Below are 26,096 nucleotides of genomic sequence, written 5' to 3' on the forward strand. Positions count from 1 at the left end.
GTATACATGGCACTTAATACCTGTGTGCATCGCAAGATAGCAATTTTAAGGTGTGTAACACCTCGGCTTAAATATATCGCGTTTCTCGCTTTGTCACTTTTTACATTTAATGTTTATGCCTTTGAGAAGCAGTTAAACCTTCAAGAGGCAATTCAGTGGACGCTTAAACAAAATCCAGAACTTAAAATATTTGATTTCAAGCAAACGGCATTAATTGGACGAGAACAAATCGCAAGTTTAAATCCTGCTTATGAACTAGAGCTTGAAGCTGAGAACTTTGCAGGCTCAGGTGAATTTAATGCATTCGACAGTGCTGAATTAACAGTCGCTCTATCTTCGGTTATCGAAATGGGAGATAAACGCTCAGCGCGGATTGGAATTGTTTCAAAATCAAGAACACTACTCACTGCTGAAAAAGAAGTCTCTGCGCTTAATTTAATGGCTCAAGTCACTGAGAAGTACGTGGAAGTACTTGCAGCCCAACAAAGAGTTATATTGGCAGAAAATGCTTTGAGCTTAGCACAAGAAACCTTAGAGATTGTATCTCAGCGTAACCGCGCAGGTGCTACTCCTGAGGCTGAAGTGAAACGCTCAAAAGCAGTTATTGCTCAGGCTAACCTCACCCTTCAATCTGAACAAAAGCGCTTGGAATATCTAAAGCTTTCTTTATCAGCTTACTGGGGAGAAACATCAGTGTCATTCTCTAGAGTAACTGGAGATCTGTTTCAGTTTGGCAATGATAGTGATTTTAGTAGTCTCTTTGCGAAATTAGAGAAAAACCCTGCTATTCAAGTTTATGCAAGTGAGCAGCGACTAAAAGAGGCCGAGTTACAGTTGGCTAAAACAGAGTCAACGGCCAATATCAAATGGTCTGTTGGTGTTAGGCGCTCTCAAGAAGCCAATGATACGGCACTGGTCGCTGGCTTTAGCTTACCTTTGTTTGCTGAAAAGCGAAATTCTGGCGCAATCGCTAGTGCGCTAGCAGAGCGTGACCAAGTTGCCATAGAGAAAGAGGCGACTAAGTTAAGATTTAGAAATCACTTACTACGAGCATACTCCAATAGAAAACAAGCCATATTAACAGCTAATTCATTAAAGCAGTCGGTTATCCCAATGCTTGAAGATGCACTGGAAGATACTCAAGACGCCTATCAAAAAGGTCGATATGGATATCTTGATTATGTATCGGCTAGACAAGAGCTGTTAAATGCTCGGCGAACCCTTATTGACGCGGCATCTGCTGCCCTAATTTATGGCGCAGAGATAGAAAAACTAACAAACGAAGCGCTGTCACTCTAAATAAACATCACTTTAAGTTTAATAACAATTTATTGATTCAGTGATTAACTGAATCGTTTAGGAATTCAAAATGAAAAACTATTTACTCGCACTATTGATTTTTATTGGGTATCTATCACCCATTCAAAGTGTTTTCGCTAGTGAAGATGAACATGAAGGCGAAGAAGGCATAAGCAAAATCGACAATAACATGGCAAAAAAGGTTGGTGTTGAAACAGCCTATTTAGCTTCAAAAACGTTGAACCAAACTATCCCTGTATACGGCTCTACGACGATAGGCGCTGAACAATTATTTCAAGTTAGCGCTAGATATAACGGCGTTATAAAGACAATAAACTTCACTGTTGGTGATACGGTAAAAAAAGGCGATCTATTAGCCGTTATTGAATCTAATGAGAGCTTAAATACTTATAAAATAACATCGCCTGTTTCTGGGACTGTTTTACAGCGAAATGGAAATATTGGCGGTATCACGCAAAACACTAGCTTGTTTGAAATCGTCAAATTTGACACCTTGTGGGCTGAATTTAAGGTGTTTACCAGCCAATATAATCAAATCAAAGTCGGTCAGCATGTTGATATTGAGCAAGGTGAACACGCATTCAGTTCAGTCATCACTAATATTATTCCAGCTAAAGATCAGCCTTATGTTTTAGCACGGGTACGATTAAACAACACTGAGTTAAAGCTAACGTCAGGTCAATTATTAAAAGGCAACGTAAAGATAAACCAATTTGAGGTGGATTTAGCGGTCGAGAAAGTTGCCATACAAGAGCTAGGTGGACAATTAGGTGTCTTTGTAAAAGAAAATGAAGAGTACGAGTTTGCACCACTTGTCCTTGGTCGTTCAGACAAAAACTATATCGAGGTCATTGATGGCCTCAGTAAAGACGCTGAATATGTAAACAAAAACAGTTATCTGATTAAAGCAGATATCTTGAAATCTGAAGTAGAAGACGACGACTAGGAGACGCAATATGATTGAATCAATTTTGCGTCTTGCAATAAATAGGCGCTATTTAGTATTAAGCTTGCTGATGGTAATCATCGGCGTTGGTATGTGGAGTTATCAAAAACTTCCCATTGATGCTGTTCCAGATATAACTAACGTACAGGTACAAATAAATACCTCTGCCCCCGGTTATTCACCTTTAGAAGCGGAGCAAAGGGTAACTTTTCCAGTAGAAAACGCATTAGCTGGACTACCAAAGCTGTCTCACACCCGCTCTCTTTCAAGATATGGTTTATCCCAGGTGACCGTTATCTTTGAAGAGGGAACCGATATTTATTTCGCACGCAACTTAATCAATGCAAGATTAGCTGCGATAAAAGGCGTTATTCCCTCTGGCTTAGAGCCAGAGATGGGTCCTATTTCCACAGGGCTTGGTGAAATATTTATGTATACCGTACAAGCTTCTCCTGACGCTAAAATGCCTAATGGAGAGCCTTATACCGCTATTGCCTTAAGAGAAATACAAGACTGGATCATTAAACCGCAATTGGCTCAAGTTAAAGGCGTCATTGAGGTCAACAGCATCGGCGGCTATAACAAGCAGTATCATATAACGCCGAAACCCGAAAAATTACTTTTTCATCAGGTAAGCTTTGAAGACGTTTCTGATGCATTACGTAAAAATAATGATAACCGTGGCGCGGGTTATATTGAGCAAAACGGACAACAAGTGTTAGTGCGCTCCATTGGGCAACTTGCGACAATGGATGAAATCCTCAATGTCATCATCAAAAAGAACGATGGTATTCCTGTAAAAATAAGTGATGTTGCCAATGTTGCTATAGGCAAAGAACTTAGAACAGGGGCTGCTACTCGTAATGGCATTGAGACAGTGCTTGGTACAACCATGATGCTGATTGGTGAGAATTCTCGCACCGTTGCTTTAGAAGTGGAACATAAGCTCAGCGAAATACAAAAATCTCTGCCAAAGGGCATTACCGCAGAGCCTGTTTACGACAGAACAACGTTAGTAGATAAAGCGATTGCAACCGTTACCAAAAACCTCGTTGAAGGTGCGCTTTTAGTTATTGTTGTGTTATTTATTCTACTTGGAAATTTACGTGCAGCTCTCATTACCGCTGCTGTTATCCCTATTTCCATGTTAATGACAATCACAGGTATGGTGCAAGCAGGAGTATCTGCCAATTTAATGAGTCTCGGCGCATTGGACTTTGGCTTGATAGTGGACGGGGCTGTAATCATCGTTGAAAACTCTGTCCGTAGGTTAGCACAGGCCCAACACAACGGTCATAGGCAAGACTTAAGAGAACGCCTAAATACCGTTTTTGAAGCCACTTCAGAAGTGATACGTCCAAGCTTGTTTGGTGTGGCAATTATCACTGTTGTTTACATCCCCATTTTCACGCTAACTGGCGTTGAAGGGAAAATGTTCCACCCTATGGCGGCAACTGTCGTTATGGCGTTAATTTCCGCAATGATCCTTTCAGTTACACTGGTTCCTGCTGCTGTAGCTGTGTTTATGAAAGGTAAAATCAGCGAAAAAGAAAGTGTAGTTATTCGTTCAACCAAGTCTATTTATGAACCATTGTTAAAAATGGCGATGAAATTTCGTTGGATTATTGTTTCATTCTCAACGCTGTTAATGGGGTATAGCCTTTGGTTAGCAACTACGCTTGGGACAGAATTTGTTCCTCAATTAAATGAAGGTGATATTGCACTACAGGCATTAAGAATTCCATCGACTGGCCTAGAGCAATCAGTAGAAATGCAAGAAGTACTTGAGCAACGTATTAAAGCGTTTCCTGAAGTTGATAAAGTATTCTCGCGCATTGGCACACCAGAAGTAGCAACCGACCCAATGCCACCGAGTATTGCTGATATCTTTGTTATTTTAAAACCACGTAAAGAATGGGCCGAACCTTCAAAACCAAAAAGTGAATTAGTTGAAGAAATGGAAAAAGTACTGAAAAACATTCCAGGCAACAACTATGAATTCACTCAGCCTATTCAAATGCGTTTCAATGAATTGATTTCTGGCGTTAGAGCTGATGTCGGCATCAAAATATTTGGTGATGATTTGGATCGGTTATTACTTACCGCAAAAGATATTCTAAATATTGTGAAAACCGTGGATGGTGCCGCTGATGCTCGAATGGAACAGGTCACAGGTGTTCCATCTTTATCAGTAATTCCTAAACGAGAAGCGCTTGGTAGATATGGATTGAACGTTACCGAATTGCAAGACTGGGTTGCCACTGCGATTGGCGGTGAATCTGCGGGGATCATTTATGAAGGTGACAGACGGTTTGAGTTAGTTGTTCGCCTACCAGAGCAAATAAGAACGGATATCGATAGCTTGAAGCATCTGCCGCTTCCACTTGAGAATGGTAACTATGTGCCAATTGAAGAAGTTGCAGAGCTTAAATCAGAGTCTTTACCCGCGCAGATTAGCCGAGAGAACGGAAAAAGAAGAGTTGTGGTTACCGTCAATGTTCGTGGTAGAGATTTAGGCGGTTTTGTAAAAGAAGTTAAAGCTAAAATTAATCAGGAAGGAGAAATTCCAGCAGGATACTGGCTTGATTATGGTGGAACGTTTGAACAACTAGAATCAGCAAGTAAGCGATTAAGCCTAGTTGTACCGATAACATTGGTTGTTATCCTAGGTATTTTGATTATAGCATTTGGTTCATTAAAAGATGCATTAATCATTTTCAGTGGCGTGCCTTTAGCATTAACAGGGGGCGTATTTTCACTTTATTTAAGAGACATGCCCTTATCAATTTCGGCAGGTGTCGGCTTCATTGCATTGTCAGGTGTCGCAGTATTAAATGGCTTGGTTATGTTGGCTTTTATTCGAGATCTTTGGCATGAAAAAGGCGACCTATACGTAGCGATCATTGAAGGTGCCATCATTCGTTTAAGACCTATTTTAATGACGGCACTGGTCGCAAGTTTAGGTTTTATTCCAATGGCGTTAAACACTGGAATTGGTGCAGAAGTACAACGACCACTAGCAACAGTTGTTATCGGCGGTATTGTATCTTCTACCATTTTAACTTTGTTTGTATTGCCTATTTTATATCAATGGGCGCATGGCGCTGAGAGTAACAAACAGCAATCCGACGAAATCTAAAAGCAAAAAAGCAGCTTAATTACTAAGTTATGCCTAATTAAGCTGCTTTTTATATTGTATGCTCCAAAATTTTATTGATAAAACTTACTCTGCTTCATCCCTACAATTTTCATTTAAAAACTCAAACTCTATCGTCGTATGCGATAAATGATAGGAAGATAATTTAGCTGCAACCTCTTGTTTAAGCTTAATTAATTCTTTAACGCCAAAGTTGTCACTCAGCTCAAGGTGCGCTGTTAAAACGTGACTTTCACCATCCAGTGACCAAAAATGCATATGGTGTATACCATTTACTTCAGGAAATTCAATTAATGACTGCTTAATACGCTCTTGGGTCTCTTTATCGGGTGCAGCTTGAAGAAAAAGCACCAATGTTGATTTAAGATTTTTGAAAACGTTAAATAAGATAAACAGCGTAAACCCTATTGATAATAGAGGATCTAATATCGGCAGTTCAACGAACAACAATACAATAGAGACTATAAGAACGGCAACCCAACCGAGTACATCTTCAAGTAGGTGCCATGTCAGCACTTTTTCATTTAGTGTTTCACCCGCTTTTAATTTGAATACCGCATAACCATTTACGGCAACACCGAGTATGGCTAGCCCTAACATCCCCTCAACTACAGGCATTTCAGGATTGGACAGCTTAGGTATTGCTTCAAATAAAACCCAAATAGAGCCGATAATCAAAACAATACTATTTACCAATGCACCAAAAAGTGTAAGTCGGCGATAACCATAGCTGAATTTGTCTGATGCTTCTTTATCTGAAAAACGACTTAAAATCCACGCAAAACCTATTGAAAGACTATCACCAAGATCGTGAACGGCATCCGCCATTATCGCCGTACTGTTTGTGAGCCAACCACCTATAAATTCGATAATGGTAAATATCACATTAAGGAAAAATGCCCAACCAATCCGGTCGTCTTTACCATGCTGATGACTGTGACTATGGTTGTGCATTTTGTACCTCCAGTACTTTTTTATTTCTTATTTTTGATACATTCATATTAATCAAATGTCGGATCACTCGTTGATACAACCAACGTTTTACACCTGATAGATTAGTACCTTTCTCGAGATAGAACTTATCTGGTGAATCATAAAGCCCAAAGTCGTCATGAATACCTTCTTTTTGAATATAGGTATCCTCTCCACGCCAATCCGTACCGGGTGAAGATAAGCACTTTGTTGCAACACCATAACCACAAAACTCATCTTTTGCTTGGCTAAATTTCTGCTGTAGTGAGCTTAAGTATTGCTCATCCAATATAAAGCCCTCTAAGTTTATCCAACGCCCTTCAAAGTAAACTTCTACCCAACTATGAATGATGTATTTAGGTGCTAACCAAAATACAAGCTTAGGATAGCACCTTTTTATAGTTGCTGATCAATGGTAAAACCTTGGAAACGACACTGGATACCTAGTCCACGCAATAGTGCCATTAACAGATTACCCTTAGTATTACATTGTCCATAACCATCTGCTAGCACATCGCTTGCTGAAATATCATCACTCTTGTTATAGCCAAACATTATTTCATCTTTTACAAACTGATAAGCGGCACCAATTTTGTTGAAATTATCCAAATTTTTCCACCCTCGTTGATCGATCAGGGATTGGATATCTTTGTGTTCAAAATTAACGATATTCGTATTGTTTAAATATTTCTCAGTCATTTTTATATATCCCTTTCGTTGCATACCTATACTATAGATCCTATAGTAACTATAGAGTCAAATGTCTGGGGGAAATTGATGAAAATAGGCGAATTGTCAAAAAAATCGGGCTGTTCAATACAAACGATTAGATATTATGAAAGAGAAGGATTACTGTTAAATCCAAACCGTTCAGAAGGTAATTTCAGGCTGTATGATAGTAAAGCACTTAAACAATTGGAATTCGTAAAGCATTGTCGCAGCCTAGATATATCACTCAATGATATTAAACGTCTTATCGAATTAAAAAATAAGCCAGAAGAAAGCTGCTCTAGCGTTAATGCATTAATTGATCAGCAACTTGCACTAGTGAATAAACGTATGAAAGAATTAAGGGCGCTTAAAGCTGAATTACAACAGATGGCAAGTGCTTGTGGTTCAGACAATACAATTGAAGCGTGCGGCATCATCAAATCATTGGATAGCTAAACTAAATATAACTTTAGATTAGTAGTATTCACAAAGGCAATAATGTAAACCATTGGCAAATTAGCACAATCATTAAATTTAAATGTAGAAACCATTCGTTTTTATGAACGAGAAGGGCTGATTACACAACCTGAAAAACCAATATCTGGTTATAGACAATATGACGAAACAATAGCAGGACAACTTAGGTTTATCACAAAAGCCAAAGCGCTCGGCTTTACGTTAAGAGAAATAAAATCGCTAATGTCTATGGACAGCAACTGCACTCAAGTTGAGCTATTAAGCCGACAAAAGTTAGCAATCATTCGAGACAAAATTAATGACCTTCAACGTTTAGAGAAAGTAATTGTGGATATGACAAATACCTGTATGCAAAACGAAGATCCAACACATTGCCCCATAATTGATTCATTAAAATGATTGACTCCGTACTTATATACGGAGTTTAGAATGATGGTAATATCAACCAATAGACTTTCAAATGATAAATAAAATATTAGACAGAGTAGGCTCTAGTGGCGTTTGGCTAGCGGCACGGCCTGCTTCCCTGCATTAAGGTCACTTGCATCGGCATTAGGACTAGGCTTCTTCTCTCACTTCGAAGGAATAGCTGTAAATACGCTTTTACCTATTTTTGCATCTTTGGAACTATTGGTAAACTTATACAACTGGCACAAAAATAAAAACCATACCAGAGCTGTCTTCAGCATTCTAGGGCCTGTAGCAGTGCTATTAACGCTTTATCCTCTTTGGCTATATGATTGAAGCACATACCTATTTTACTTTGGTATTTGCTTAATGGTCGTTATGTCGGTTTTGGATATCGTAAAACCAGTAAGGGAGCAAACATGCAACGTATGGCTAATTGCCGTCGTTGAAACGATTAACGGTCAATGTCTGCTTTTCGCTCTTTGCCGAAGTTTGGCTAAGTGCCATGAGCAGTCATTCATGATTAACTCGTTTCTGCCCCATTACGAGTTGAATAGCTATCAACAATGGCTAAAAATGCACTTACTGATCCTATGGTTGATGTATTTAGACATTAAATAAGCAGACAAGGAATTGCGTAAATGGCAATAGGCTATTTAAAGAGGAACAGACCTTTTTATTTTTTTATTCCACGTTATTGAAATGGAATCAGCGGGGCTTTGCTTTTTGTTGCAAATTTAGATATGTTTCTGCAATAAAAGGAAAATCAAGTCAGGAAGCTTCATGTCGCTTATTCGTCACATCTGTATACGTAATTTCAGAGGTATTCAATCTTTGGATTGGTATCCAACTGAAGGTGTTAATTGTATCATTGGTCCGGGCGACTCAGGAAAGTCTTCCATCCTTGATGCAATAGACTTTTGTCTTGGCGCAAGGCGCAATATTAGTTTTACTGATGCTGACTTCCATAACTCCAATGTGGATAACCCAATTGAAATCTATGTCACTTTAGGGTGCTTAAGTAATGAGCTTCTCAGCATTGAGCGCTATGGCAGCTTTCTCCGTTCTTACAATATTACTACTCAGGAATTCTATGATGAGCCTCAAGTAGGCACTGAAACTGTTATTACAGTTAGGTTGGTCGTGGATAAAGGTTTAGATCCAGACTGGGGTTTATATTCAAATCGCGCTGCTTTGGAAGGATTAGAGAAGCGACTTCCTTGGAGTCACAGGGAGCTAATATCACCTACTAGATTAGGAGAAGGGTCTTCGCGCCATTTTACGTGGGGGCGTAATTCACTTCTAAACAAGCTATTAGAAGATAGATTTGATGTAAGTGAAGTACTTGCCGAAGTTTCTCGCAATGCCAGACAATCCTTTGCACAACAAGATGTGGATGGGATTAGCAATGTCCTCGCAAGTGTTCAAGGTGTAGCATCTGCGCTTGGGGTAAATGTAGGTGAGCTTCAAGCTTTACTTGATGTGTCGAGTGTTTCTGTCTCGCATGGCGCAGTGAGCTTACATGATGTTAATGCAACGCCAATTAGGCAAATGGGTACCGGCTCTACTAGATTGCTTTTAGCGGGACTTCAAAAATTGGTTTCCACCTCAAAACTGTTGATAATTGATGAGGTAGAATTTGGCTTAGAACCATTTAGAATTAGTCGCTTATTAAAAGAAATCGGTGCAAAAGAACAGCAACCAACACAGCAAGTATTTATCACAACTCATTCCCCATATGTTCTTCGAGAATTAAAATCGTCACAGATACATATTTTGAGGAAGTCATCAGTAGCGAGGCAACCTCAAATAAGTCACCTGATGTATTCAATGAATGATAGCGACGAGCATCAATCGACTTTGCGAGTATGTGCTGAAGCATTCTTGAGTAATAAAGTAATAGTTTGTGAAGGTAAAACTGAAATAGGACTTCTGAAAGGTGTCGATGCGGTAGAGCAAAGCCAAGGGCGGCACAGTATTGAATCGCTTGGTGTCATGCATGCAGATGGAGGCGGCAGTCATATGTTTAAGCGAGCCAAAGTCTTCAATGAATTGAGCTACTCTGTTTCAATATTCAAAGATTCAGATATTAATGACCAGCAGCAAGCATCTATCACAGAAGCAATGAAACTTGGCATACCTATGTTTGAATGGGGGGATAGCCAAGCTACTGAGCAGGCAATATTTAATAACTGCCACCTTAATCTCATTCCGCAATTGTTAAATATTGCAGTTGAGAGAAAAACTAATGTCGCGGTAAATGCACACATTACCAACGCAACTGAAAATCAGCTGAACCTCACAATTTGTACCCAGACTCCTCAAGATGCTCATCGATCGTATCTTGGTCTATCAGCAAAGAAAAAAGAATGGTACAAAGACATTGAGCCTATGGAAAATGTCGCAGAAACAGTTCTTTGGCCTAACAAACAATGGATTCAACCAGTTTTCACTCAAGTGTTAGATAATCTTCTTGCGTGGGCACGACAATAGGGACTAAAAGTGTCAGCAGAAATCATATTAGAAAATGAAATTGGGGCTATTGAAGCTCCAGCAGGATGCGGAAAAACTCAACTCATAGTTGAAGTTTTAGCGATTCCAACTATTAAGCCATATTTGGTTTTAACCCATACAAATGCTGGCGTTACTGCTCTTCGAAAGAGGCTGACTAGAGCAAGAGTTCCTGCAAAAAATTACGTATTATCGACCATTGATGGCTGGTCTGTGAGAATCGCGAGTAGTTTTAGCCACAATTGTCAAATAGCCTCACCCGTTGAAAACTCTCGAACGTATTACCCTGAATTAAGAAGTGTGGTGAGTCGTTACTTGGCTACTGGAAGTCTGCATGAAGTGATCAGAGCATCATACTCACGTCTGATTGTTGATGAATACCAAGACTGTAACCAAGAACAACACAATATTGTTTGCTCTATTGCACAGTGCATCCCAACTACAGTTTTAGGGGATCCAATGCAGTTGATTTTCAATTTTAGAGGTACGCAGATTCCTAATTGGCAAGGTCAGGTCTTAAATCATTTCCCGCTGCTAACCGAGTTGAATACACCTTGGCGCTGGATAAACGTACAAAACCAAGAGCTAGGTGAGTGGGTGTTGGAATGCCGTAGGAGATTGATAACCGGAAACAGTATTGATTTAAGGCATAGCCCTAACTCGGTATCGCATATTCAACTAAGCCAAAATCATCAAGAAAATATGCGATTGAAGAGTACAGCACAATACCAGCTTAGAAACGCTTATCCGCAAGATTCTCTGTTAGTTATTGGTGATTCAATAAACGCAAACTCAAGACATTTATATGCGAGTCAAAATAACGGGATTAATGTGGTTGAACCCGTTGATTTAAGAGATTTAATTACTTTTGCTGGACAGCTAGATGTTGAACTAGGCGAGCAATTAGCGACTAGCGTAGTCAATATTTTTGGAGCACTGGCTACCGGAATTGGTGCTTCAACTTGGATTCCAAGAATAAGGACAATATTAGCAGGTAGAAACAGAAGCGCACCAAGCCTGACCGAAGCAGCAATAGTCGCATTTATTCAAACGAAAGCAGCGGCTAACTTTTTGGCAATTATGAATGCTGTTGATGCTGACAATAATATTAGAGTCTATCGACGTGCGGCATTCAGGGCATTAAATAGTGCCATTAATAGCGTTGTTTGCGATCCATCCTTGAGCTTCAAGCAGGGTATGGAAAAAGCCAGAGAAATTCTACGTCAACGAGGTGACACCCGTATTCCTAATTTGGCTATAGGTAGTACTCTGTTACTCAAGGGCTTGGAAGCAGATCACAGTTTAATCATTGATGTTACTAACATGAATAGCCAAAATTTATATGTTGCCTTATCAAGAGGTGCTAAAACCATATCTATTGCAAGCTCTACTACAGCACTTCCATAATTGCTTCTTTGCAACTGTTCAGCCAACTCGTTTTTGTCCAAAAACGAGTTTACCCGACCCTCCGCTTTTCGCTCAAATAAGACCCCGAAAAATGGCTCATATAGCTATCTAGGTTAACGCTTTCAAAAAACAGAAGTATATTTCCGATAACTACCTTTGAATTCCTATAAGCGGAAGTTTGCTTCCGAAATATAGCAATATTGGGTTAGAAACCGGAAGTTTACTTCCGTTTTGTACTTTAAGTTTATAAACCGGTGTTTAATGAAAGCTGGGAAGTCTAGAGGTACAAGCAAACATTGGGTTATTAAATTTAATAATTAGCTTTTAGCTAAATTTAGAAAAACTTTAAAGCTGGTAGTTTGATTATTTGAACTGACCTCTATATTTCCACCGTTTGCTTGCGCTAGAGCTTTAACTATTGCAAGCCCTAAACCAGCTCCATCGCTGTGTCGTTGGCGCGATTTATCGGGTCGATAAAAGCGGTCAAATAAATAAGGTAAATGCTCAGAAGGTATTCTCTCCCCAGTATTAATCACTGAAATACATATTTTTTCAGCGGTAAATATTTCACTATTTACTGTGATTGATGAGCCTTTTGGGGCATACCTTATTGCATTGGATAGGAGGTTTGATAATAATTGGCGAAAGTGTAATTTGTCACAATAAAAACAAAGGTTTTGACCTTTTTTCTTAAATGTAATCAATGAGTCTTCAGCCAAAGCATCAAAGTACTCAAATAATGCTTCAATTTCATCATGGCTTTTTAGAGTATTTTGAACGGGTTTAACCAGTCCATTCTGAGTTTTTGCAAGCCAAAGCATATCACTAACCATCTTAGTTAGTCGTTCCAGCTCTTCTAGATTAGAAAACAATAATTCTTGATACTCTAACAACTGTCTTTTTTTAGATAAACCAACCTGTGTTTGAGTGATTATATTTGTTAGTGGAGTACGTAACTCATGCGCAATATCACTAGAGAAATTTGATAAACGAATAAATTCACCTTGGAGCCTGTCGAGCATCGAGTTAAACGACTGCACCATATTAACAAGCTCAATAGGCACTTTATTTTCATCAAGCCTTACATCCATCTTATTAGTTTGGATGTCATGCATTTTCTGACTCAAACCTCGTAAAGGGTTCAATCCTTGATGTATAGCAAACCAAGCCACCAATAAAATGAGTACCGCAGAGCCAAACATAATAGCCCAAAGACTTTGTTGAAATTGATTGAGAAAGTGTAAATGAAAGCTCATGTCTATCGCTGTAGTAATTTTGTATTGCTGTTGCCCAGTACTTAAATTACTCACCAGAGCTCGGTAGGTGTGGGTATCATTTTGCCATGAGGTAATGTTGTTACGGTTAAAGCCAGCTGAAGCATTAGCACTCATTACAAAATCACTAAAATCTCGTTCAGAACTTTGAAAAATGAGCTCTCCTTTTGCGGTATTTACCTGATAGTAAACACCGTGATGACCCGCTACAGCGTTAGATAATTCATTTTTAAGTTTCAGGTTTGATTTATACTGTTGTCTTAAAACTAATTCAATAGATTGATTAATAACATGCAGTTCACTACTATCTTGCTGGAAAAAATGATGTTTTATCGAACTATTTATTAAGGTGGCAACTAAAGTTAAGCACGCAATAACGGTTACAGCGACAAACAACACAACACGCATCGTAAGTGATAAAGGCCGTGACTTAATAGCCATCAGTTTCAACCTCTAATTTATAGCCCATACCACGAACCGTATGAATTAATTTAACAGTAAAGTCATCATCAACTTTTGCTCTTAGCCTACGAATGGCAACATCAATCACATTGGTGTCGCTATCAAAATTCATATCCCATACTTGAGAAGCAATTAACGAACGTGGCAGTACTTCACCTTCGCGCCGTAACAATAGTTCAAGTAAGCTAAACTCTTTATTACTCAATAAAATACGCTTGCCTGCACGTTGTATTTTTCGCTTTGGAATATCCATTTCTAAATCAGCAACTATCAGTATATCGTCAACTGTTTGTACTACACCACGGCGAATAAGAGTGCGTACTCTTGCTAAAACTTCAGCAAAAGCAAAAGGCTTTATTAAATAGTCATCAGCACCAAGTTCGAGCCCCTTTACTCTATCGTCTATACTATCGCGAGCAGATAAAAATAGTACTGGGGTTTTGTTATCTGCTTCACGTAGCGACTGTAAAATTTTCCAACCGGATACGTCAGGTAACATGACATCAAGTATTATTACATCAAATAAGTCGGTCATTGCTAGGTGATGACCGTCAAGTCCATTGCGCGCCAAAGAAACCTGAAAACCAGCTTCACTTAGCCCCTGTTTTAAATAATCTCCTGTCTTTGATTCATCTTCAACAACTAATAAGCGCATACAATTCCTTCATTAAAGTCCTAACAACTACCTCTGCAAATATTATGCAGTATCTGTCACTACAGCAACATGACACCAACATTACAACTTTGTAATGTTCGCGTCATGTTTAAGACAGGTCTATTTTCTATACTCAATACATATTCTGGTATGAAGGAGTAAGGAAATGGGGTTTAAAAAGTCATCACAACAGGTTAGCACACCACGAAGACGATTTGTTCAAGGCTTAATTGCAGGAGGTGTACTTGCTGCTTTTCCGAGTGTATTACATGCTGCATCATCTTTAGTAACAGGAACAATAACAGGCACTGTGCCCGAACTTAGCGGCAAAGTAATTGATCTGGTTATAGATGAATCGCCGGTTAACTTTACTGGCGTAGTACGTATGGCGACAACTATCAATGGCTCTATACCCGCCCCTACCTTGCGCCTCAAAGAAGGCGATGACGTTACTATTAGAGTAACAAATAAGTTATCAGTACCGAGTTCAATTCATTGGCATGGCATTATTTTACCGTATCAAATGGATGGCGTACCTGGTATCAGTTTTAAAGGCATTATGCCTGGCGAAACCTTTGTTTATAAATTTAAATTACAACAAAGCGGTACATATTGGTATCACTCACATAGTGGCTTTCAAGAAATGACTGGCATGTACGGTGCATTAATTATTGAACCGCGAGAAAAAGATATTATTAGTGCAGATAACGAGCATGTTATTCAATTATCTGATTGGACTGATGATGACCCAATGGCGCTGTTCCGCAAATTAAAAATACAGAGTGATGTATTTAACTTCAATCAGCCCACTGTTCCAGAATTTTTTGATGACGTTTCAAATAGCGGTGTTTCGAATGCTTTGCAACGCCGCAAAATGTGGAATCAAATGAGAATGAATCCTACAGATTTAGCTGACTTATCTGCATCAGCAATGACCTTTTTAATGAACGGTAGTACGCCAATGTCAAATTGGCGAGGAATGTTTAAAGTTGGAGAAAAAGTAAGACTTAGGTTTATTAATGGCTCAAGCAATACTTTTTTTGACGTTCGTATTCCAGAACTAAAACTAACAGTTGTACAAGCTGATGGGCAAAACGTTGAACCAGTGACAGTTGATGAATTTAGATTCGGCCCTGGTGAGACCTACGACGTAATTGTTGAGCCTAAAAATGATGCCTATACGATTTTTGCTCAAAGTATGGATCGCTCTGGTTACGCAAAAGGAACTTTATCAAGCTCGCCTAATATTGATGCGCCAGTACCTGCACTTGACCCTGTTGAATGGTTAACGATGACCGATATGATGGGCAATATGACCCACGGCGGTGAGCATTCTGCAATGGCAGGTATGGCTGGCATGTCAGGTATGAACTCTAAAGAAATGGATCATAGCGCTATGGAGCACGGTGCAATGGCGATGGATCATAGCAAACATGGTATGTCTGAAAACCCATTGGCAGTTGCCAGCCCTAAAGTGCGTCATGCCAAAACGGAGTATGGAGCTTCAGTTGATATGCGCGTTGATATGCCTAGAACAAATCTTGATGATCCTGGTATTGGTTTACGTAAAAATGGTCGCCGTGTTTTAACACTTGCAGATTTACACTCACTTGAAGGGGTCACTAACCAGCAAGAGCCAGAAGCTGAAATTGAGTTGCATTTAACCGGAAATATGGAACGTTATAGCTGGTCATTTGATGGCTTAGAATTTGGTAAAAGCACGCCAGTGCATATGAAGCATAACCAACGTTTAAGAGTTATTTTACAAAACGATACCATGATGACGCACCCTATGCATCTGCATGGTATGTGGAGTGATTTAGAAAACGAGCAAGGTGATGTGCAAGTGCGACGTCATACAATACCTGTTCAACCCGCACAAAGAATCAGCTTTTTAACCACCCCTCACGATGTAGGGCGCTGGGCTTGGCATTGCCATTTATTATTCCATATGGATGCCGGCATGTTTAGAGAGGTAGTCGTATCATGAAACAATTAAAACTATCTAAATCATTTAGTTTATTAATGTTAACTGGGGCTTCATTAATTAGTTTCCCTTTATTAGCGCAAAGTGAAATGGCACAAATGAATAGCGCTAAGATGCAACCACAAGGAGGAAGTGCACCTAAAGATGCAAGAGACCCCCATGCTTACTCTGCGGGAACAACTTTAACAGAAGGCCCATATGCGCTTGAGGGCAATGAGCGATTAACACTCGCTGATGAGCATCCATTTTACGCATTACTAGGCGATCGTCTTGAATATAACGAGCAAGCAAACGCAGGTGTATTTGACTTACAAGCATGGTACGGCACTACCTTTGATCGATTGGTAATTAAAACCGAGGGTGATTTCAGCGAAGGAAGTATTGAAGAAAACCAAACCGATATTTTATGGGGTCACGCCGTATCAGCATATTGGGATACTCAAGCAGGTGTTCGTCTTGATTACAATAAAGAAGGTGAAAATCGGCAATGGTTGGCTTTTGGCTTACAAGGTTTAGCCCCTTATTGGTTTGAACTTGATATGACAGCATACGTAGGTGAGCGAGGCAATACCGCATTTACGTTAGAGGCAGAGTACGAACTACTACTCACGCAAAAGCTAATTATACAACCGCGAGCCGAAATTACACTTTATGGCAAAAACGATAAACAAAACGAGCTTGGAAGTGGCCTATCAAGCAGCGCGATTGGCTTTAGGGTTCGTTATGAATTTACACGCCAGTTTGCGCCCTATATTGGCGTTGAATGGGGCAATAAATTTGGCAATACCGCCGACTATGCCACATCAAGTGGACAAAGTAGCAACAACACCGCATTTGTTGCGGGTATTAAATTTTGGTTTTAATCATTTTAAATAAGAGGTAATTATGAAGTTTTTTAACTCTGCAGTAGCCATTTTAGGTTTAGTGCTTACATTTTCCGCATCAGCGCATATATCACTCAAGCAATCAATACCTGCACAAGAAGCCATGTTAATGCAAGGACCAGAGGAACTTTCGTTAATTTTTAGTGGTGAAGTAAGGCTAGCAAAAGTCATCATCAAAGATGAAAAAAATAAAACAATAAACTTTGATTTCAAACCCAGCGCCACCCCAAGCACAGACTTTAATTGGTCATTACCGAGCCTAGCCCAAGGCACTTACACGGTTAAATGGACAGCACTGGGTGGTGATGGACATAAAATGACTGGCACGTTTAGATTTATGGTACATAAAAATGAATCGCATAAGATGATGCAAGAACAATCTAATACCCACAGCAAACATAATCATTAAGTAGCAACATCATGCAATTAAGTGAATGGTCAGTGCTCTTACTATTATTAAAACTAGCAAGCTATATAGCAATTGTAGGGCTTGCGGGCACTTTATTAATGCGCTTTATGTGTGGCAACAGCAATGTTGCAGGGCATCACTTAATTAGCTTTCATCAGTTCTTAAAACGTTGGCAAATTACGTGTGTAGTTACAGGTAGTATTGCTGCACTTTTACAAGTACCTATAGAAGCTGGAGCAATGGCTGAATCAGGCTTTATGGGAATGTTTGACCCCTTTATGCTTGAAATTGTTTGGCAATCAGTCATAGGTGACCAAGCAAGGTTTAGAATACCAGCGCTTATTATTGCTCTAATTAGCGCATGTATGTGGAATGTGGAATCAGATGATAACGTAGCAGGTTATAAAAACGATGCCGTTATACTAATCATGCTTGGGTTTATCGCTTATAGCTTCACTTTTACTGGGCACAGCGCAAACGAAAATGGGTTAGTGAAAAGTATTTTAACCTTTCACCTTATTGCCATTGCGAGCTGGTTAGGGTCATTGTGGCCGCTTTACAAAAGCTGCACTTTACTACCTACCAGTGAAGTAAAGCGGTTAATGCATTACTTTGGTCAACTCGCTATTGTTATTGTATTTGTACTACTTATTTCGGGCTTAACTCTGCTCCTGCAGTACCTAGAGTCATTTTCTGCATTGTTTACATCAGATTATGGGCAACTAATTTTATTAAAGCTGTTACTCGTCAGCGCGATGCTGCTCCTAGGTGCATGGCATAAGCTTTTTTTAGTCCCGCAAATCACTCAACAACACCATATAAGTATATTAAAACGCTCGATTACTGTTGAAATAGTAATTGCCCTGTTTGTACTTATTACAACAAGTGTATTTACCACACTTGTTGGTCCGCCTATTTAACGATTAATAAAAAGGGAAACGTATGTTAATTAAATCCTTTAATTTAAAAATTTTATTGCTACTAATTTTTAGCACTGTTAGTTCTTTTACTGTTAGTGCACATGACGATGAAAAATATTCAAAAAAAGGCAAGGCCTTTGTCAATGTTGATAGCGAGGCTGCAAAAACAGTCAGCCTATTTCATGCATCTCTAAAACAAGGTAATCGCGAAGCTGCACGTAAATTACTGGCCGACGATGTCATCATTTTTGAAGGCGGAAGTGTTGAGCGTTCTGCAGATGAATACGCGAAACATCATATGATAGCGGATATGAAATTCTTAAGTGCTGTTAATAGTGAACTACTAGAGCATCAAGTTTACACAAATGGAGACATAGCTTACTCAATTTCAAGAAGTAAAACTCAAGGAAAGTACAAAGGAAAAGATATTAAGTCTATGGGAATGGAATCAATCACATTAAAAAACACCGATACAGGTTGGAAAATCACTCATATTCATTGGTCAAATTAAGGAGTTAACAATGCGAGTAATCTACATTACCTCAGCGTTATTTTTATCATTAACTATGTCATTTTCGGCGATAAGTATCGAAAAACAACATAAAGCATTAATAACTTATGAGAATTCAGAAAAACCTAAAATTGAGCTTACCGTTTATAAAAGTAAAAATTGTGGATGTTGTAATAAGTGGATTGCTCATTTGAGCGAAAACAATATTCAAACAAAAGCAATTAACGTCAATGACATGGGGACGATTAAATCTCAGTATCAAATAAAATCAAATATGCGGTCATGCCATACAGCCGTTTCAGCCGATGGATTTGTATTTGAAGGTCATGTTCCCGCCAAACATATAAAACAGTTTTTAGCTGAACAACATCCTGAAAAGACGATAGGGCTCTCTGTTCCCGCTATGCCTGCTGGTACGCCAGGTATGGAAATGGGCGATCGCTTTTATAAATATAATATTGAAATGCTTACGCACGATTTACAGCAAAATACTTATAAGCATATTAGCAAATACGCTGAGCAGTTTTAACACTTATGGCACAACTCTTGATGTAATATTAAACATTGATTCAATGATTAAATATATAGTGGGTTTACGCCTAATAACCTGTAAGAATTACCCATTGGTATAAATGATATACAAAGTAAATGATAGAAAGGAGCCATCTAATGTCGCAGTATTTAAAGTTTTTCTTAATGATAGCCACATCAACATTAGTCATGTTTGTACTGATGTATTTGAATACTTATCAGCTAAGTCATGTTTTTTTTAGTGAAACTCGCACTTATATGGCGCTTTATATGGGAGCCATGATGGCAGTGATAATGCTACTTTTCATGCTCAATATGTATAAAGATAAAAAGAAAAATATAACAGTACTCATTGCTAGTGTTACCGTATTTGCGGGAAGTTTATTTTTAGTTCGATCACAAGCGACTGTTGATGATAGCTCATGGATGTCGGCGATGATCCCACATCATTCAATTGCAATACTCACCAGTGAAAGGGCAAAAATCAAAGATAAGCGAGTCCAAGAGCTTGCAACAAATATTATTGAGGCACAGCGTCGTGAGATTAAAGAAATGCAGTGGTTACTAAAGGATATAGAGAAAAATGGCCTAGCAGAAACTCAGGAGCAAGCACAATCTAGGACCGTACCGGATTTTAATGCTAAGTAAAATTTTATACCAATACATAAAAGGGAGCTAAACATGAGTAAATCAGCCCAACTTTTTAGAATGGCCACAGATGAGCATATTTGTCCGTTTGGTTTAAAATCAAAAGACCTACTAGAGCGAGAGGGATATACAGTTGATGATCAGCTATTAACTTCTCGAGAGCAAACAGATGAATTTAAAAAACAACACAGTGTAGAAACTACACCTCAAACATTTATTGATAATAAACGTATAGGTGGCTATGACGACTTACTCGATTACTTTGATAAGCCAAAAGCTGGGCAAGAAGGTACAACTTACACGCCCGTGATTGCGATTTTTTCGGTTAGTTTTTTGCTTAGTGTGGCATTTAGTTTTGCAGCGAATAATAGCTTATTATCAATGCAAACCGCTGAACTGTTTGTAGCCCTAACAATGGCAGTGTTAGCAATACAAAAGCTTCAAGACTTATTTAGCTTTACTAATTCATTTATAACCTATGACTTAGTCGCTATGAAAGTAGTCAGGTACGCCTATGTTTACCCATTTTTAGAAGCATTTGTTGGCATTGGAATGATAGCCGGATTACCAGCCTATATTATTGCCCCTATTTCATTGTTCATAGGTGGGGTTGGTGCTGTTTCAGTGATAAAAGCAGTCTATATAGATAAACGAGAGTTAAAATGTGCGTGTGTAGGCGGTGACAGTAACGTACCACTAGGGTTTATCTCCCTAACAGAAAACCTGTTTATGATCGCTGCCGGTATTTGGATGTTTGTTAAGTAAACAACAGCTTTAATTTAAAAACATGATGATGTACTAGTGTGATTACCAAGGGATTATGTCGCTCTAATTACCGAGCGACTTTGTCGTAAATAGCATATCAGCTGTACTAGCTCATATCAGATCTCACAGTTTAAGTGAATAAGTTTAGACTTCATCAGGCAGACTGCTATGAGCGAAAACCAGTCATTGTAGTTCGAGCAATTTTACTTCGTATTGATATACTAATGTCATGATTAAAGTTGATTTTATGGTTGGACGATGAAAACAATAGGCAAGTTGGCTAAAGAACTTGATATAGGCGTAGAAACTATACGGTTTTATGAGCGGGAAGGCTTGATAAAACAGCCTCAAAAACCTCAAAATGGTTATCGTGTCTATGACGACTCAATCACCAAACAATTACAATTCATCTGTAAGGCCAAAGCACTTGGCTTTACTCTAAAAGAAGTGGCTTCATTGATGTCAATGGATGGCGATTGTGCCAAAGTAGAATCCCTAGGCTTGCTGAAATTGAACGTAATTCAAAATAAGATAGCTGACCTTCAACGCTTAGAAGTCGTCATAAAAGAAATGACTAATTCATGCCGCAACAATAACGATCAATCCCACTGCCCAATAATCGATTCGCTAAAATAGTATTGACTCCGTACCTACCTACGGAGTTCATACTCAAATCATTCAAATAATGTTAGACGTTAAAAATGATTAATAAGATTTTAGATAAAGTTAGCTCAGGTGGTGTTTGGCTTGCGGCTCTTAGTTGTACGGGGTGCTTCCCCGCACTCGGCTCGTTAGCATCAGCATTAGGATTAGGCTTTCTCTCTCACTTTGAGGGAATTGCTGTAAATACCTTGTTACCTATATTTGCAACTCTGGCATTGTTGGTAAATTTGTATAACTGGTATAAAAACCAAAATCATGCGAGAGGTATTCTTGGGGTTATTGGCCCTATAGCGGTTTTGTTAACCCTCTATCCACTATGGCAATACGAATGGAGCACTTATTTGTTTTATGTAGGTATTTGTTTGATGATTGTAATGTCCGTATTAGACATTGTTAAACCTTTGAAGGAGCAAACATGCAAAGTATAGAGTTAAATTCTACCATTACTTGCCCTGAGTGTGGCTTCAGTAAAACTGAAGAAATGCCAACCAACGCTTGCCAGTGGTATTATGAATGTGAATCTTGCAAAGTTCTCCTAAAGCCTTTGAAAGGCGATTGTTGCGTATATTGCTCTTATGGAACAGTGAAATGCCCGCCAATTCAAGAAGGTCAAAGTTGTTGCGATAGCTAAATGACAGTCTATTAATGGCAATGAGAAGGCATAAAAAGAAATAGTGAAATGTCAGCAATCGTATCATTGCAGCCTTTATCACTAAGTCACTCAAGGGCTGCTTTTGGCACTCTCCAGCCACTCGACAACATAATAATTGGTAAAGTATTTTACTGTGTCTGATGGCGCTTAGCTTATCCGACCTACTCTGGCACTAACTGAAAATACTTTTACTCTAAATTAAAATTGAAGCTCTAATCAAAAATATCAATTTTTGTGCCCTGTTTTACTTCAAATTGTAGTTATTCTCAAGCTGTGGCTCAAAATCATCTGAAATGATGGTACCCACAAGCCCACACTTGATATCTAATATTTCATAATTTATACGTTGATGTTTGTCGAATCAAAATATTTTAACTAGCTTAAAGGCAGACTGGTCAAAAACTTAAATACTTATAAAACTAAAAAAGCGCCTGATTAACTCGGAGCGCTTTGTGTTTAGGACAAATAAACAGGTTTTATACAAATTTAAATAACAAATATTTGAGCGCTATCTTCATACTACGCTTATTGCTTTGGCAATATTGCTCATAGTTAATTATGCCAATAGCCATTTTGCTACAGAATAAAGTGAGCGAAATAAACCACGCAAAATTTTGAGTTGATTGATATTGAAAAAATAGTATAGCTGAGCCAATGAATGCAATAGTCGAATAGACGACTTCTATTCGATATTGATTAATAGTTTTCAATATTTTGAGCATTAAAAACCGTCATCGAGCGGGTCAAAAGCATCAAAACAGTCATCATTGTTTGAATCACTTATCGACTCTTCAATCTCATAAACAGTCATGACCCTATCAGGTTGGCCCACCACATTGCCACCAACATCTACGATATTAGCGCTCGCATTTGTGATAGGTAATCCTGTTGAGGGATTAATAGCAATATCATTAGCGTCGTTTTTCATTTTTTAAACCTTCTTAATTATTAATTTATGCTTTCAAATTTAATAATTTCGTGATAAAAATCAAACTTGTTTGACTGCGCAGCTCAGCAACAAACAGTTTGAATTAAGTAATTAACCTTTCCCTTATTCCACCTAATTTTATTAAGTAAGAACCCTTTATTCTTTTCTAAAAAACACATTATTAAGTTTATTTTGAAGGCGATTTCTGTCTGCAAGACGCTCTTAAAAACGCATTTTTCGGCACGAAAAACTGCAAAATAGCGCCTCAGAATGAGGCCAACAAGCGCGTAATGTGGTGTAGGCGAAGCCGTAGACACATGGAGAAAGCGCGAATGTACAGCTGGTCTGTACTGACCGCGATAGTGTTTCGCATCAGCGAAATTCGATTAAAATTTGGCACAAATTGATATCGAACCATCTATTTTCGTAGAAAATAAAAGCGAAGAAAAATGCGGATAATGGGGCACCCATCGCATTGTCTGAAGCGGCAGTATGGCGGTCAGTACGGAGCGTAGCTCGTACATTCGCGCGGGGTCTACAACGCTAGCGCGATAGCGCGTCGAGTCAGCTCGTTGCGGAGCAACACCAGAGCTGACGGGCGTTTTAGACCCTATGGTTGAACAACGAAGTTGGGAAACCATCCGCTGAAAGCGGCTTTGTTGCGATAATTATCGCGACAATGATTCCGTGCATGCTGTCAGAGCATCTCGGAATGAAAAACGGCAATGTAATTATAAAATGATGATAATTTTTGTGTTGCGGTGCTAGTTAATTTTAATAATTAACTCACTAAAAGGATTTTGTGAATTGACTCAGAAACCATCAAAAGATTTAGAAACGAACAACCTACTTCTCACTCACTACCCTCGCTATTTTGATATTGATATGCGGTATTATCCAGGCGCAAACAATCATCAAAAAGGGGTTAACCGAACTAGGTTGACCGTATTAATCGCGATTCGATTTTCCATTATTACCCCAGGCATTGTTCGTTGGTTATATGGCATCAATCATCGGTTGGCATTAGAGCATTTAAACCGGCTAGAAAAGGATAGTTTGCTGCGTGTGGTAAAAACACATCGAAGCCCAGATGGTCGTGTCTATGTTCCTACCTATACTGCTGCCAAATTTGCCGAGGAGTTAATGGGCATCGACGTGTATTTTAGGAGTAATAAAAACCCTGCTCTGCAGTTCAACCAAAATAATGTAGTACACAACCTTATAAACGCATTTGTCATGCTGCGCGGTATACATAATTACCACAGTGATGAAACGTACGCACCAATGTGGAATGGGTTTATTACCGAGCCTGAATTTAAACGTATTAATAACCTATCTGATACACGAACTGTGGATGGTGCTGTGCGACTCCTAGATGGCTCTGTTGCAGCAATTGAAATTGAGCATTCATTTAAAAATAAAACGGCACGACAGGTCACTTTACTAAAATATTTGGCCTCGTTAAGAAATCGCGATTACAGTAAGATTTTTTTATTCTCTCAGTCGGTCAAAATTTTTGATGATATAAAACGATTACATGAGCAGCTACTTACGGAGCTACCTGAACGTTACGACAAAAAAACACGAGCACCACTTCTCAGTGAAAGTGATGCTGAGCTGCTGCGTGCCTCAATAATATACCGAACTAAATTGTGTGAAGAAATTAATGAAATGTTTTACTCGTAATGCAGTAGTATAAACATTAAGGCGTTATGGTTTTTTTGTTCAATTGTTTAGAGTAAAAAACCTTAGTTTCATCGTCACCAAGGATTTTTGCATACGTTATACAGCGCCTTATATCGACTTTTGCCAACCTAAAATCAGGGTTTTGATTCTGTTTTAACAACTCATAGGTTCTTAATAGCTTGAGGTTTTCACGAGCCCAGACACCTTCTTTAGCTGACCCTTTTTTGACTTTAGGGCGGCGAAATAGATTCGGCCGTGCTATATGTTCACTTTTACTAGGGCATTGGGTGAAGTACGCAAACTCAATCGCAGTAATACAATTGCCCATTTTTTTTGGCCTAAACGTTACGCATATATCTGTGTGAGCATTGATTTTTTCAATAGCCGGTAGCAATACGCGATTTTTAAAATCCCGCCATGCTCCGTATGATTCAGATAAAAATAATCTCTGCTTCATCTCTGGTAGTTGTAAATTCAGGACTACAGAGCCCCGTCGTTTGTAATTTTTATAATTTCGCACCTCGTTTAGGAGTGCATACAACCGAAATGATGCTAACGTGTTAAGTTTTACTGTGTTATGAAAATATAATCTTGTGAAATCACCCTCAATATTAAAAATATAGGGCTCGATGTCTTTTGAGAACTCCAATGTGATAAACGAGCCCTGATTTTTCACCTTTTCATATCTAGCATTGCTCACCCAGGGGATTGAAAGCGACGTCCCACTATCGTCTAAAATAGTGACAGATTTATCTCTTAGTGACTCTGCAGCTGCGCTCAGCTGCTCATAGACACTGCTTTTATTGAGGCCGAAACACTTGGCATATTCTGTTGGATAAATCACAATTTTTCCTGGGTTAGGCTTTTTTGAATTTACTTTAGACAGCGCTAGATTTATTAATCGCTGCTCATTAACCTCTAGCGAATAACCCGCATGTAATAATTTATTAGCGAAAACAATTTTTGGAGAATTTTTACTGCTCATTTCTCTACCTCATTTCTGGTTGATGCTGTTATGCTAACCGCGGCCCAACCAATAAAAGAAATTTCGGTAAGTTTTTTGATAAATAAAATTTTTATTTATTCACGGTAAAGGTGTCCCCCTAAACCGTATAAATTGCCTACTCATTTCGTATAAAGTGCCACAATAAACATATAAATTGCCCACCAAACACTTAAATATTTCATTTCATTACACAAGCTTATGACCCT

The 26,096-nt window shown here is 38.8% G+C and carries 25 protein-coding genes and 1 pseudogene; 20 read left to right on the top strand and 6 right to left on the bottom strand.

Annotation, left to right across the window (positions count from 1 at the left end; translation table 11 throughout):
* Nucleotides 1-6 precede the first annotated feature (6 nt).
* The 3 genes from CWB75_RS03580 to CWB75_RS03590 all read left to right on the top strand — a co-directional run bounded on the left by CWB75_RS03580 (nt 7) and on the right by CWB75_RS03590 (nt 5,405).
* Nucleotides 7-1,299, top strand: coding sequence for a TolC family protein (locus CWB75_RS03580; protein WP_138569922.1), 1,293 nt, complete (start codon nt 7-9; stop codon nt 1,297-1,299).
* Between the two features lie 70 nt (nt 1,300-1,369).
* Nucleotides 1,370-2,266 (top strand): efflux RND transporter periplasmic adaptor subunit, encoded by an 897-nt coding sequence (locus tag CWB75_RS03585; protein ID WP_002962254.1) that lies wholly within the window; start codon nt 1,370-1,372, stop codon nt 2,264-2,266.
* 10 nt (nt 2,267-2,276) lie between these two features.
* Nucleotides 2,277-5,405, top strand: coding sequence for an efflux RND transporter permease subunit (locus tag CWB75_RS03590; RefSeq protein ID WP_010557527.1), 3,129 nt, complete (start codon nt 2,277-2,279; stop codon nt 5,403-5,405).
* 84 nt (nt 5,406-5,489) lie between these two features.
* Here CWB75_RS03590 and CWB75_RS03595 read toward each other — a convergent pair whose 3' ends face one another.
* On the bottom strand, nt 5,490-6,377 hold the full coding sequence (locus CWB75_RS03595) for a cation diffusion facilitator family transporter (RefSeq protein ID WP_138569923.1): 888 nt from the start codon (nt 6,375-6,377) through the stop codon (nt 5,490-5,492).
* Nucleotides 6,364-7,094: pseudogene (locus tag CWB75_RS03600) on the bottom strand (transglutaminase-like domain-containing protein). Before CWB75_RS03600 ends, CWB75_RS03595 begins: the two are co-directional and overlap by 14 nt.
* A 78-nt stretch (nt 7,095-7,172) precedes the next feature.
* On the opposite strand from CWB75_RS03600, the gene cadR reads away from it, so the two are divergent.
* The 5 genes from cadR (at nt 7,173) to CWB75_RS03625 (ending at nt 11,909) form a co-directional block, all read left to right on the top strand.
* A complete protein-coding gene (gene cadR, locus CWB75_RS03605) occupies nt 7,173-7,562 on the top strand; it encodes a Cd(II)/Pb(II)-responsive transcriptional regulator (RefSeq protein WP_002962247.1) in 390 nt (129 codons plus the stop codon).
* Nucleotides 7,563-7,613: 51 nt separating this feature from the next.
* On the top strand, nt 7,614-7,982 hold the full coding sequence (locus tag CWB75_RS03610; protein WP_028834999.1) for a MerR family transcriptional regulator: 369 nt from the start codon (nt 7,614-7,616) through the stop codon (nt 7,980-7,982).
* Nucleotides 7,983-8,084: 102 nt separating this feature from the next.
* Nucleotides 8,085-8,327 carry a MerC family mercury resistance protein gene (locus CWB75_RS19305; RefSeq protein ID WP_327077832.1) on the top strand — a complete coding sequence of 81 codons (243 nt, stop codon included), beginning with the start codon at nt 8,085-8,087 and terminating at the stop codon, nt 8,325-8,327.
* A 447-nt stretch (nt 8,328-8,774) separates the two neighbouring features.
* Complete coding sequence (locus CWB75_RS03620; protein ID WP_138569924.1) at nt 8,775-10,484, top strand: ATP-dependent nuclease; 1,710 nt, start codon at nt 8,775-8,777, stop codon at nt 10,482-10,484.
* A 9-nt stretch (nt 10,485-10,493) separates the two neighbouring features.
* Nucleotides 10,494-11,909, top strand: coding sequence for a UvrD-helicase domain-containing protein (locus CWB75_RS03625; RefSeq protein ID WP_138569925.1), 1,416 nt, complete (start codon nt 10,494-10,496; stop codon nt 11,907-11,909).
* A 317-nt stretch (nt 11,910-12,226) separates the two neighbouring features.
* Here the strand turns inward: CWB75_RS03625 and CWB75_RS03630 are convergent, their stop codons facing one another.
* Entirely contained in the window at nt 12,227-13,624 is a 1,398-nt protein-coding gene (locus tag CWB75_RS03630; RefSeq protein WP_055018910.1) for a heavy metal sensor histidine kinase, read from the bottom strand.
* Nucleotides 13,614-14,300, bottom strand: coding sequence for a heavy metal response regulator transcription factor (locus tag CWB75_RS03635; RefSeq protein ID WP_004588805.1), 687 nt, complete (start codon nt 14,298-14,300; stop codon nt 13,614-13,616). Before CWB75_RS03635 ends, CWB75_RS03630 begins: the two co-directional genes overlap by 11 nt.
* Before the next feature lie 166 nt (nt 14,301-14,466).
* Here CWB75_RS03635 and CWB75_RS03640 point away from each other — a divergent pair, with 166 nt between their 5' ends.
* From CWB75_RS03640 to CWB75_RS19190, 11 genes are all read left to right on the top strand, one after another.
* The gene (locus CWB75_RS03640; protein ID WP_036972186.1) at nt 14,467-16,290 is read left to right on the top strand and encodes a copper resistance system multicopper oxidase; all 1,824 of its coding nucleotides are present in this window, start codon (nt 14,467-14,469) and stop codon (nt 16,288-16,290) included.
* Complete coding sequence (locus CWB75_RS03645) at nt 16,287-17,150, top strand: copper resistance protein B (protein ID WP_036972184.1); 864 nt, start codon at nt 16,287-16,289, stop codon at nt 17,148-17,150. Before CWB75_RS03640 ends, CWB75_RS03645 begins: the two co-directional genes overlap by 4 nt.
* A gap of 22 nt (nt 17,151-17,172) precedes the next feature.
* Nucleotides 17,173-17,580, top strand: a complete 408-nt coding sequence (locus CWB75_RS03650; RefSeq protein WP_004588802.1) for a copper resistance CopC family protein — start codon at nt 17,173-17,175, stop codon at nt 17,578-17,580.
* 11 nt (nt 17,581-17,591) lie between these two features.
* On the top strand, nt 17,592-18,500 hold the full coding sequence (locus CWB75_RS03655) for a CopD family protein (protein ID WP_138569926.1): 909 nt from the start codon (nt 17,592-17,594) through the stop codon (nt 18,498-18,500).
* Nucleotides 18,501-18,522: 22 nt separating this feature from the next.
* Nucleotides 18,523-19,011 (top strand): YybH family protein, encoded by a 489-nt coding sequence (locus tag CWB75_RS03660; protein WP_008109928.1) that lies wholly within the window; start codon nt 18,523-18,525, stop codon nt 19,009-19,011.
* Between the two features lie 10 nt (nt 19,012-19,021).
* Nucleotides 19,022-19,540 (top strand): DUF411 domain-containing protein, encoded by a 519-nt coding sequence (locus CWB75_RS03665; RefSeq protein ID WP_024032684.1) that lies wholly within the window; start codon nt 19,022-19,024, stop codon nt 19,538-19,540.
* Nucleotides 19,541-19,680: 140 nt separating this feature from the next.
* On the top strand, nt 19,681-20,190 hold the full coding sequence (locus CWB75_RS03670) for a DUF305 domain-containing protein (protein WP_024032683.1): 510 nt from the start codon (nt 19,681-19,683) through the stop codon (nt 20,188-20,190).
* Nucleotides 20,191-20,223: 33 nt separating this feature from the next.
* Nucleotides 20,224-20,955: a MauE/DoxX family redox-associated membrane protein gene (locus CWB75_RS03675; RefSeq protein WP_024032682.1), complete on the top strand. Its 732-nt coding sequence runs from the start codon at nt 20,224-20,226 to the stop codon at nt 20,953-20,955.
* A gap of 258 nt (nt 20,956-21,213) precedes the next feature.
* Nucleotides 21,214-21,591 (top strand): MerR family transcriptional regulator, encoded by a 378-nt coding sequence (locus CWB75_RS03680; protein WP_010557530.1) that lies wholly within the window; start codon nt 21,214-21,216, stop codon nt 21,589-21,591.
* 65 nt (nt 21,592-21,656) lie between these two features.
* Entirely contained in the window at nt 21,657-22,046 is a 390-nt protein-coding gene (gene merC / locus CWB75_RS03685; RefSeq protein ID WP_024601094.1) for an organomercurial transporter MerC, read from the top strand.
* Entirely contained in the window at nt 22,034-22,249 is a 216-nt protein-coding gene (locus CWB75_RS19190; protein ID WP_076916053.1) for a GDCCVxC domain-containing (seleno)protein, read from the top strand. Before merC ends, CWB75_RS19190 begins: the two co-directional genes overlap by 13 nt.
* A 742-nt stretch (nt 22,250-22,991) precedes the next feature.
* Here the strand turns inward: CWB75_RS19190 and CWB75_RS03700 are convergent.
* Nucleotides 22,992-23,198 carry a hypothetical protein gene (locus CWB75_RS03700; RefSeq protein ID WP_138569927.1) on the bottom strand — a complete coding sequence of 69 codons (207 nt, stop codon included), beginning with the start codon at nt 23,196-23,198 and terminating at the stop codon, nt 22,992-22,994.
* 807 nt (nt 23,199-24,005) lie between these two features.
* On the opposite strand from CWB75_RS03700, the gene CWB75_RS03705 reads away from it, so the two are divergent.
* Nucleotides 24,006-24,884: a hypothetical protein gene (locus CWB75_RS03705; RefSeq protein ID WP_138569928.1), complete on the top strand. Its 879-nt coding sequence runs from the start codon at nt 24,006-24,008 to the stop codon at nt 24,882-24,884.
* Between the two features lie 16 nt (nt 24,885-24,900).
* On the opposite strand, the gene CWB75_RS03710 is transcribed toward CWB75_RS03705, so the two are convergent.
* Entirely contained in the window at nt 24,901-25,869 is a 969-nt protein-coding gene (locus CWB75_RS03710) for a replication initiation protein (protein ID WP_138569929.1), read from the bottom strand.
* Between the last annotated feature and the right edge of the window lie 227 nt (nt 25,870-26,096).

It is taken from the genome of Pseudoalteromonas sp. S1608 (assembly GCF_005887265.1).
In the GTDB taxonomy this organism is placed as follows: domain Bacteria; phylum Pseudomonadota; class Gammaproteobacteria; order Enterobacterales; family Alteromonadaceae; genus Pseudoalteromonas; species Pseudoalteromonas undina.

Bases quoted from the DNA above. Each gene is read 5' to 3' on its own strand.
- CWB75_RS03590 (WP_010557527.1), top strand. From the start codon at position 2,277: ATGATTGAATCAATTTTGCGTCTTGCAATAAATAGGCGCTATTTAGTA.
- CWB75_RS03660 (WP_008109928.1), top strand. From the start codon at position 18,523: ATGTTAATTAAATCCTTTAATTTAAAAATTTTATTGCTACTAATTTTT.
- cadR (WP_002962247.1), top strand. From the start codon at position 7,173: ATGAAAATAGGCGAATTGTCAAAAAAATCGGGCTGTTCAATACAAACG.
- CWB75_RS03670 (WP_024032683.1), top strand. From the start codon at position 19,681: ATGTCGCAGTATTTAAAGTTTTTCTTAATGATAGCCACATCAACATTA.
- CWB75_RS03675 (WP_024032682.1), top strand. From the start codon at position 20,224: ATGAGTAAATCAGCCCAACTTTTTAGAATGGCCACAGATGAGCATATT.
- CWB75_RS03655 (WP_138569926.1), top strand. From the start codon at position 17,592: ATGCAATTAAGTGAATGGTCAGTGCTCTTACTATTATTAAAACTAGCA.
- CWB75_RS03680 (WP_010557530.1), top strand. From the start codon at position 21,214: ATGAAAACAATAGGCAAGTTGGCTAAAGAACTTGATATAGGCGTAGAA.
- CWB75_RS03635 (WP_004588805.1), bottom strand. From the start codon at position 14,300: ATGCGCTTATTAGTTGTTGAAGATGAATCAAAGACAGGAGATTATTTA.
- CWB75_RS03700 (WP_138569927.1), bottom strand. From the start codon at position 23,198: ATGAAAAACGACGCTAATGATATTGCTATTAATCCCTCAACAGGATTA.
- CWB75_RS03620 (WP_138569924.1), top strand. From the start codon at position 8,775: ATGTCGCTTATTCGTCACATCTGTATACGTAATTTCAGAGGTATTCAA.
- CWB75_RS03650 (WP_004588802.1), top strand. From the start codon at position 17,173: ATGAAGTTTTTTAACTCTGCAGTAGCCATTTTAGGTTTAGTGCTTACA.
- CWB75_RS19190 (WP_076916053.1), top strand. From the start codon at position 22,034: ATGCAAAGTATAGAGTTAAATTCTACCATTACTTGCCCTGAGTGTGGC.
- CWB75_RS03710 (WP_138569929.1), bottom strand. From the start codon at position 25,869: ATGAGCAGTAAAAATTCTCCAAAAATTGTTTTCGCTAATAAATTATTA.
- CWB75_RS03665 (WP_024032684.1), top strand. From the start codon at position 19,022: ATGCGAGTAATCTACATTACCTCAGCGTTATTTTTATCATTAACTATG.
- CWB75_RS03580 (WP_138569922.1), top strand. From the start codon at position 7: ATGGCACTTAATACCTGTGTGCATCGCAAGATAGCAATTTTAAGGTGT.
- CWB75_RS03585 (WP_002962254.1), top strand. From the start codon at position 1,370: ATGAAAAACTATTTACTCGCACTATTGATTTTTATTGGGTATCTATCA.
- merC (WP_024601094.1), top strand. From the start codon at position 21,657: ATGATTAATAAGATTTTAGATAAAGTTAGCTCAGGTGGTGTTTGGCTT.
- CWB75_RS03595 (WP_138569923.1), bottom strand. From the start codon at position 6,377: ATGCACAACCATAGTCACAGTCATCAGCATGGTAAAGACGACCGGATT.
- CWB75_RS03645 (WP_036972184.1), top strand. From the start codon at position 16,287: ATGAAACAATTAAAACTATCTAAATCATTTAGTTTATTAATGTTAACT.
- CWB75_RS03630 (WP_055018910.1), bottom strand. From the start codon at position 13,624: ATGGCTATTAAGTCACGGCCTTTATCACTTACGATGCGTGTTGTGTTG.
- CWB75_RS03640 (WP_036972186.1), top strand. From the start codon at position 14,467: ATGGGGTTTAAAAAGTCATCACAACAGGTTAGCACACCACGAAGACGA.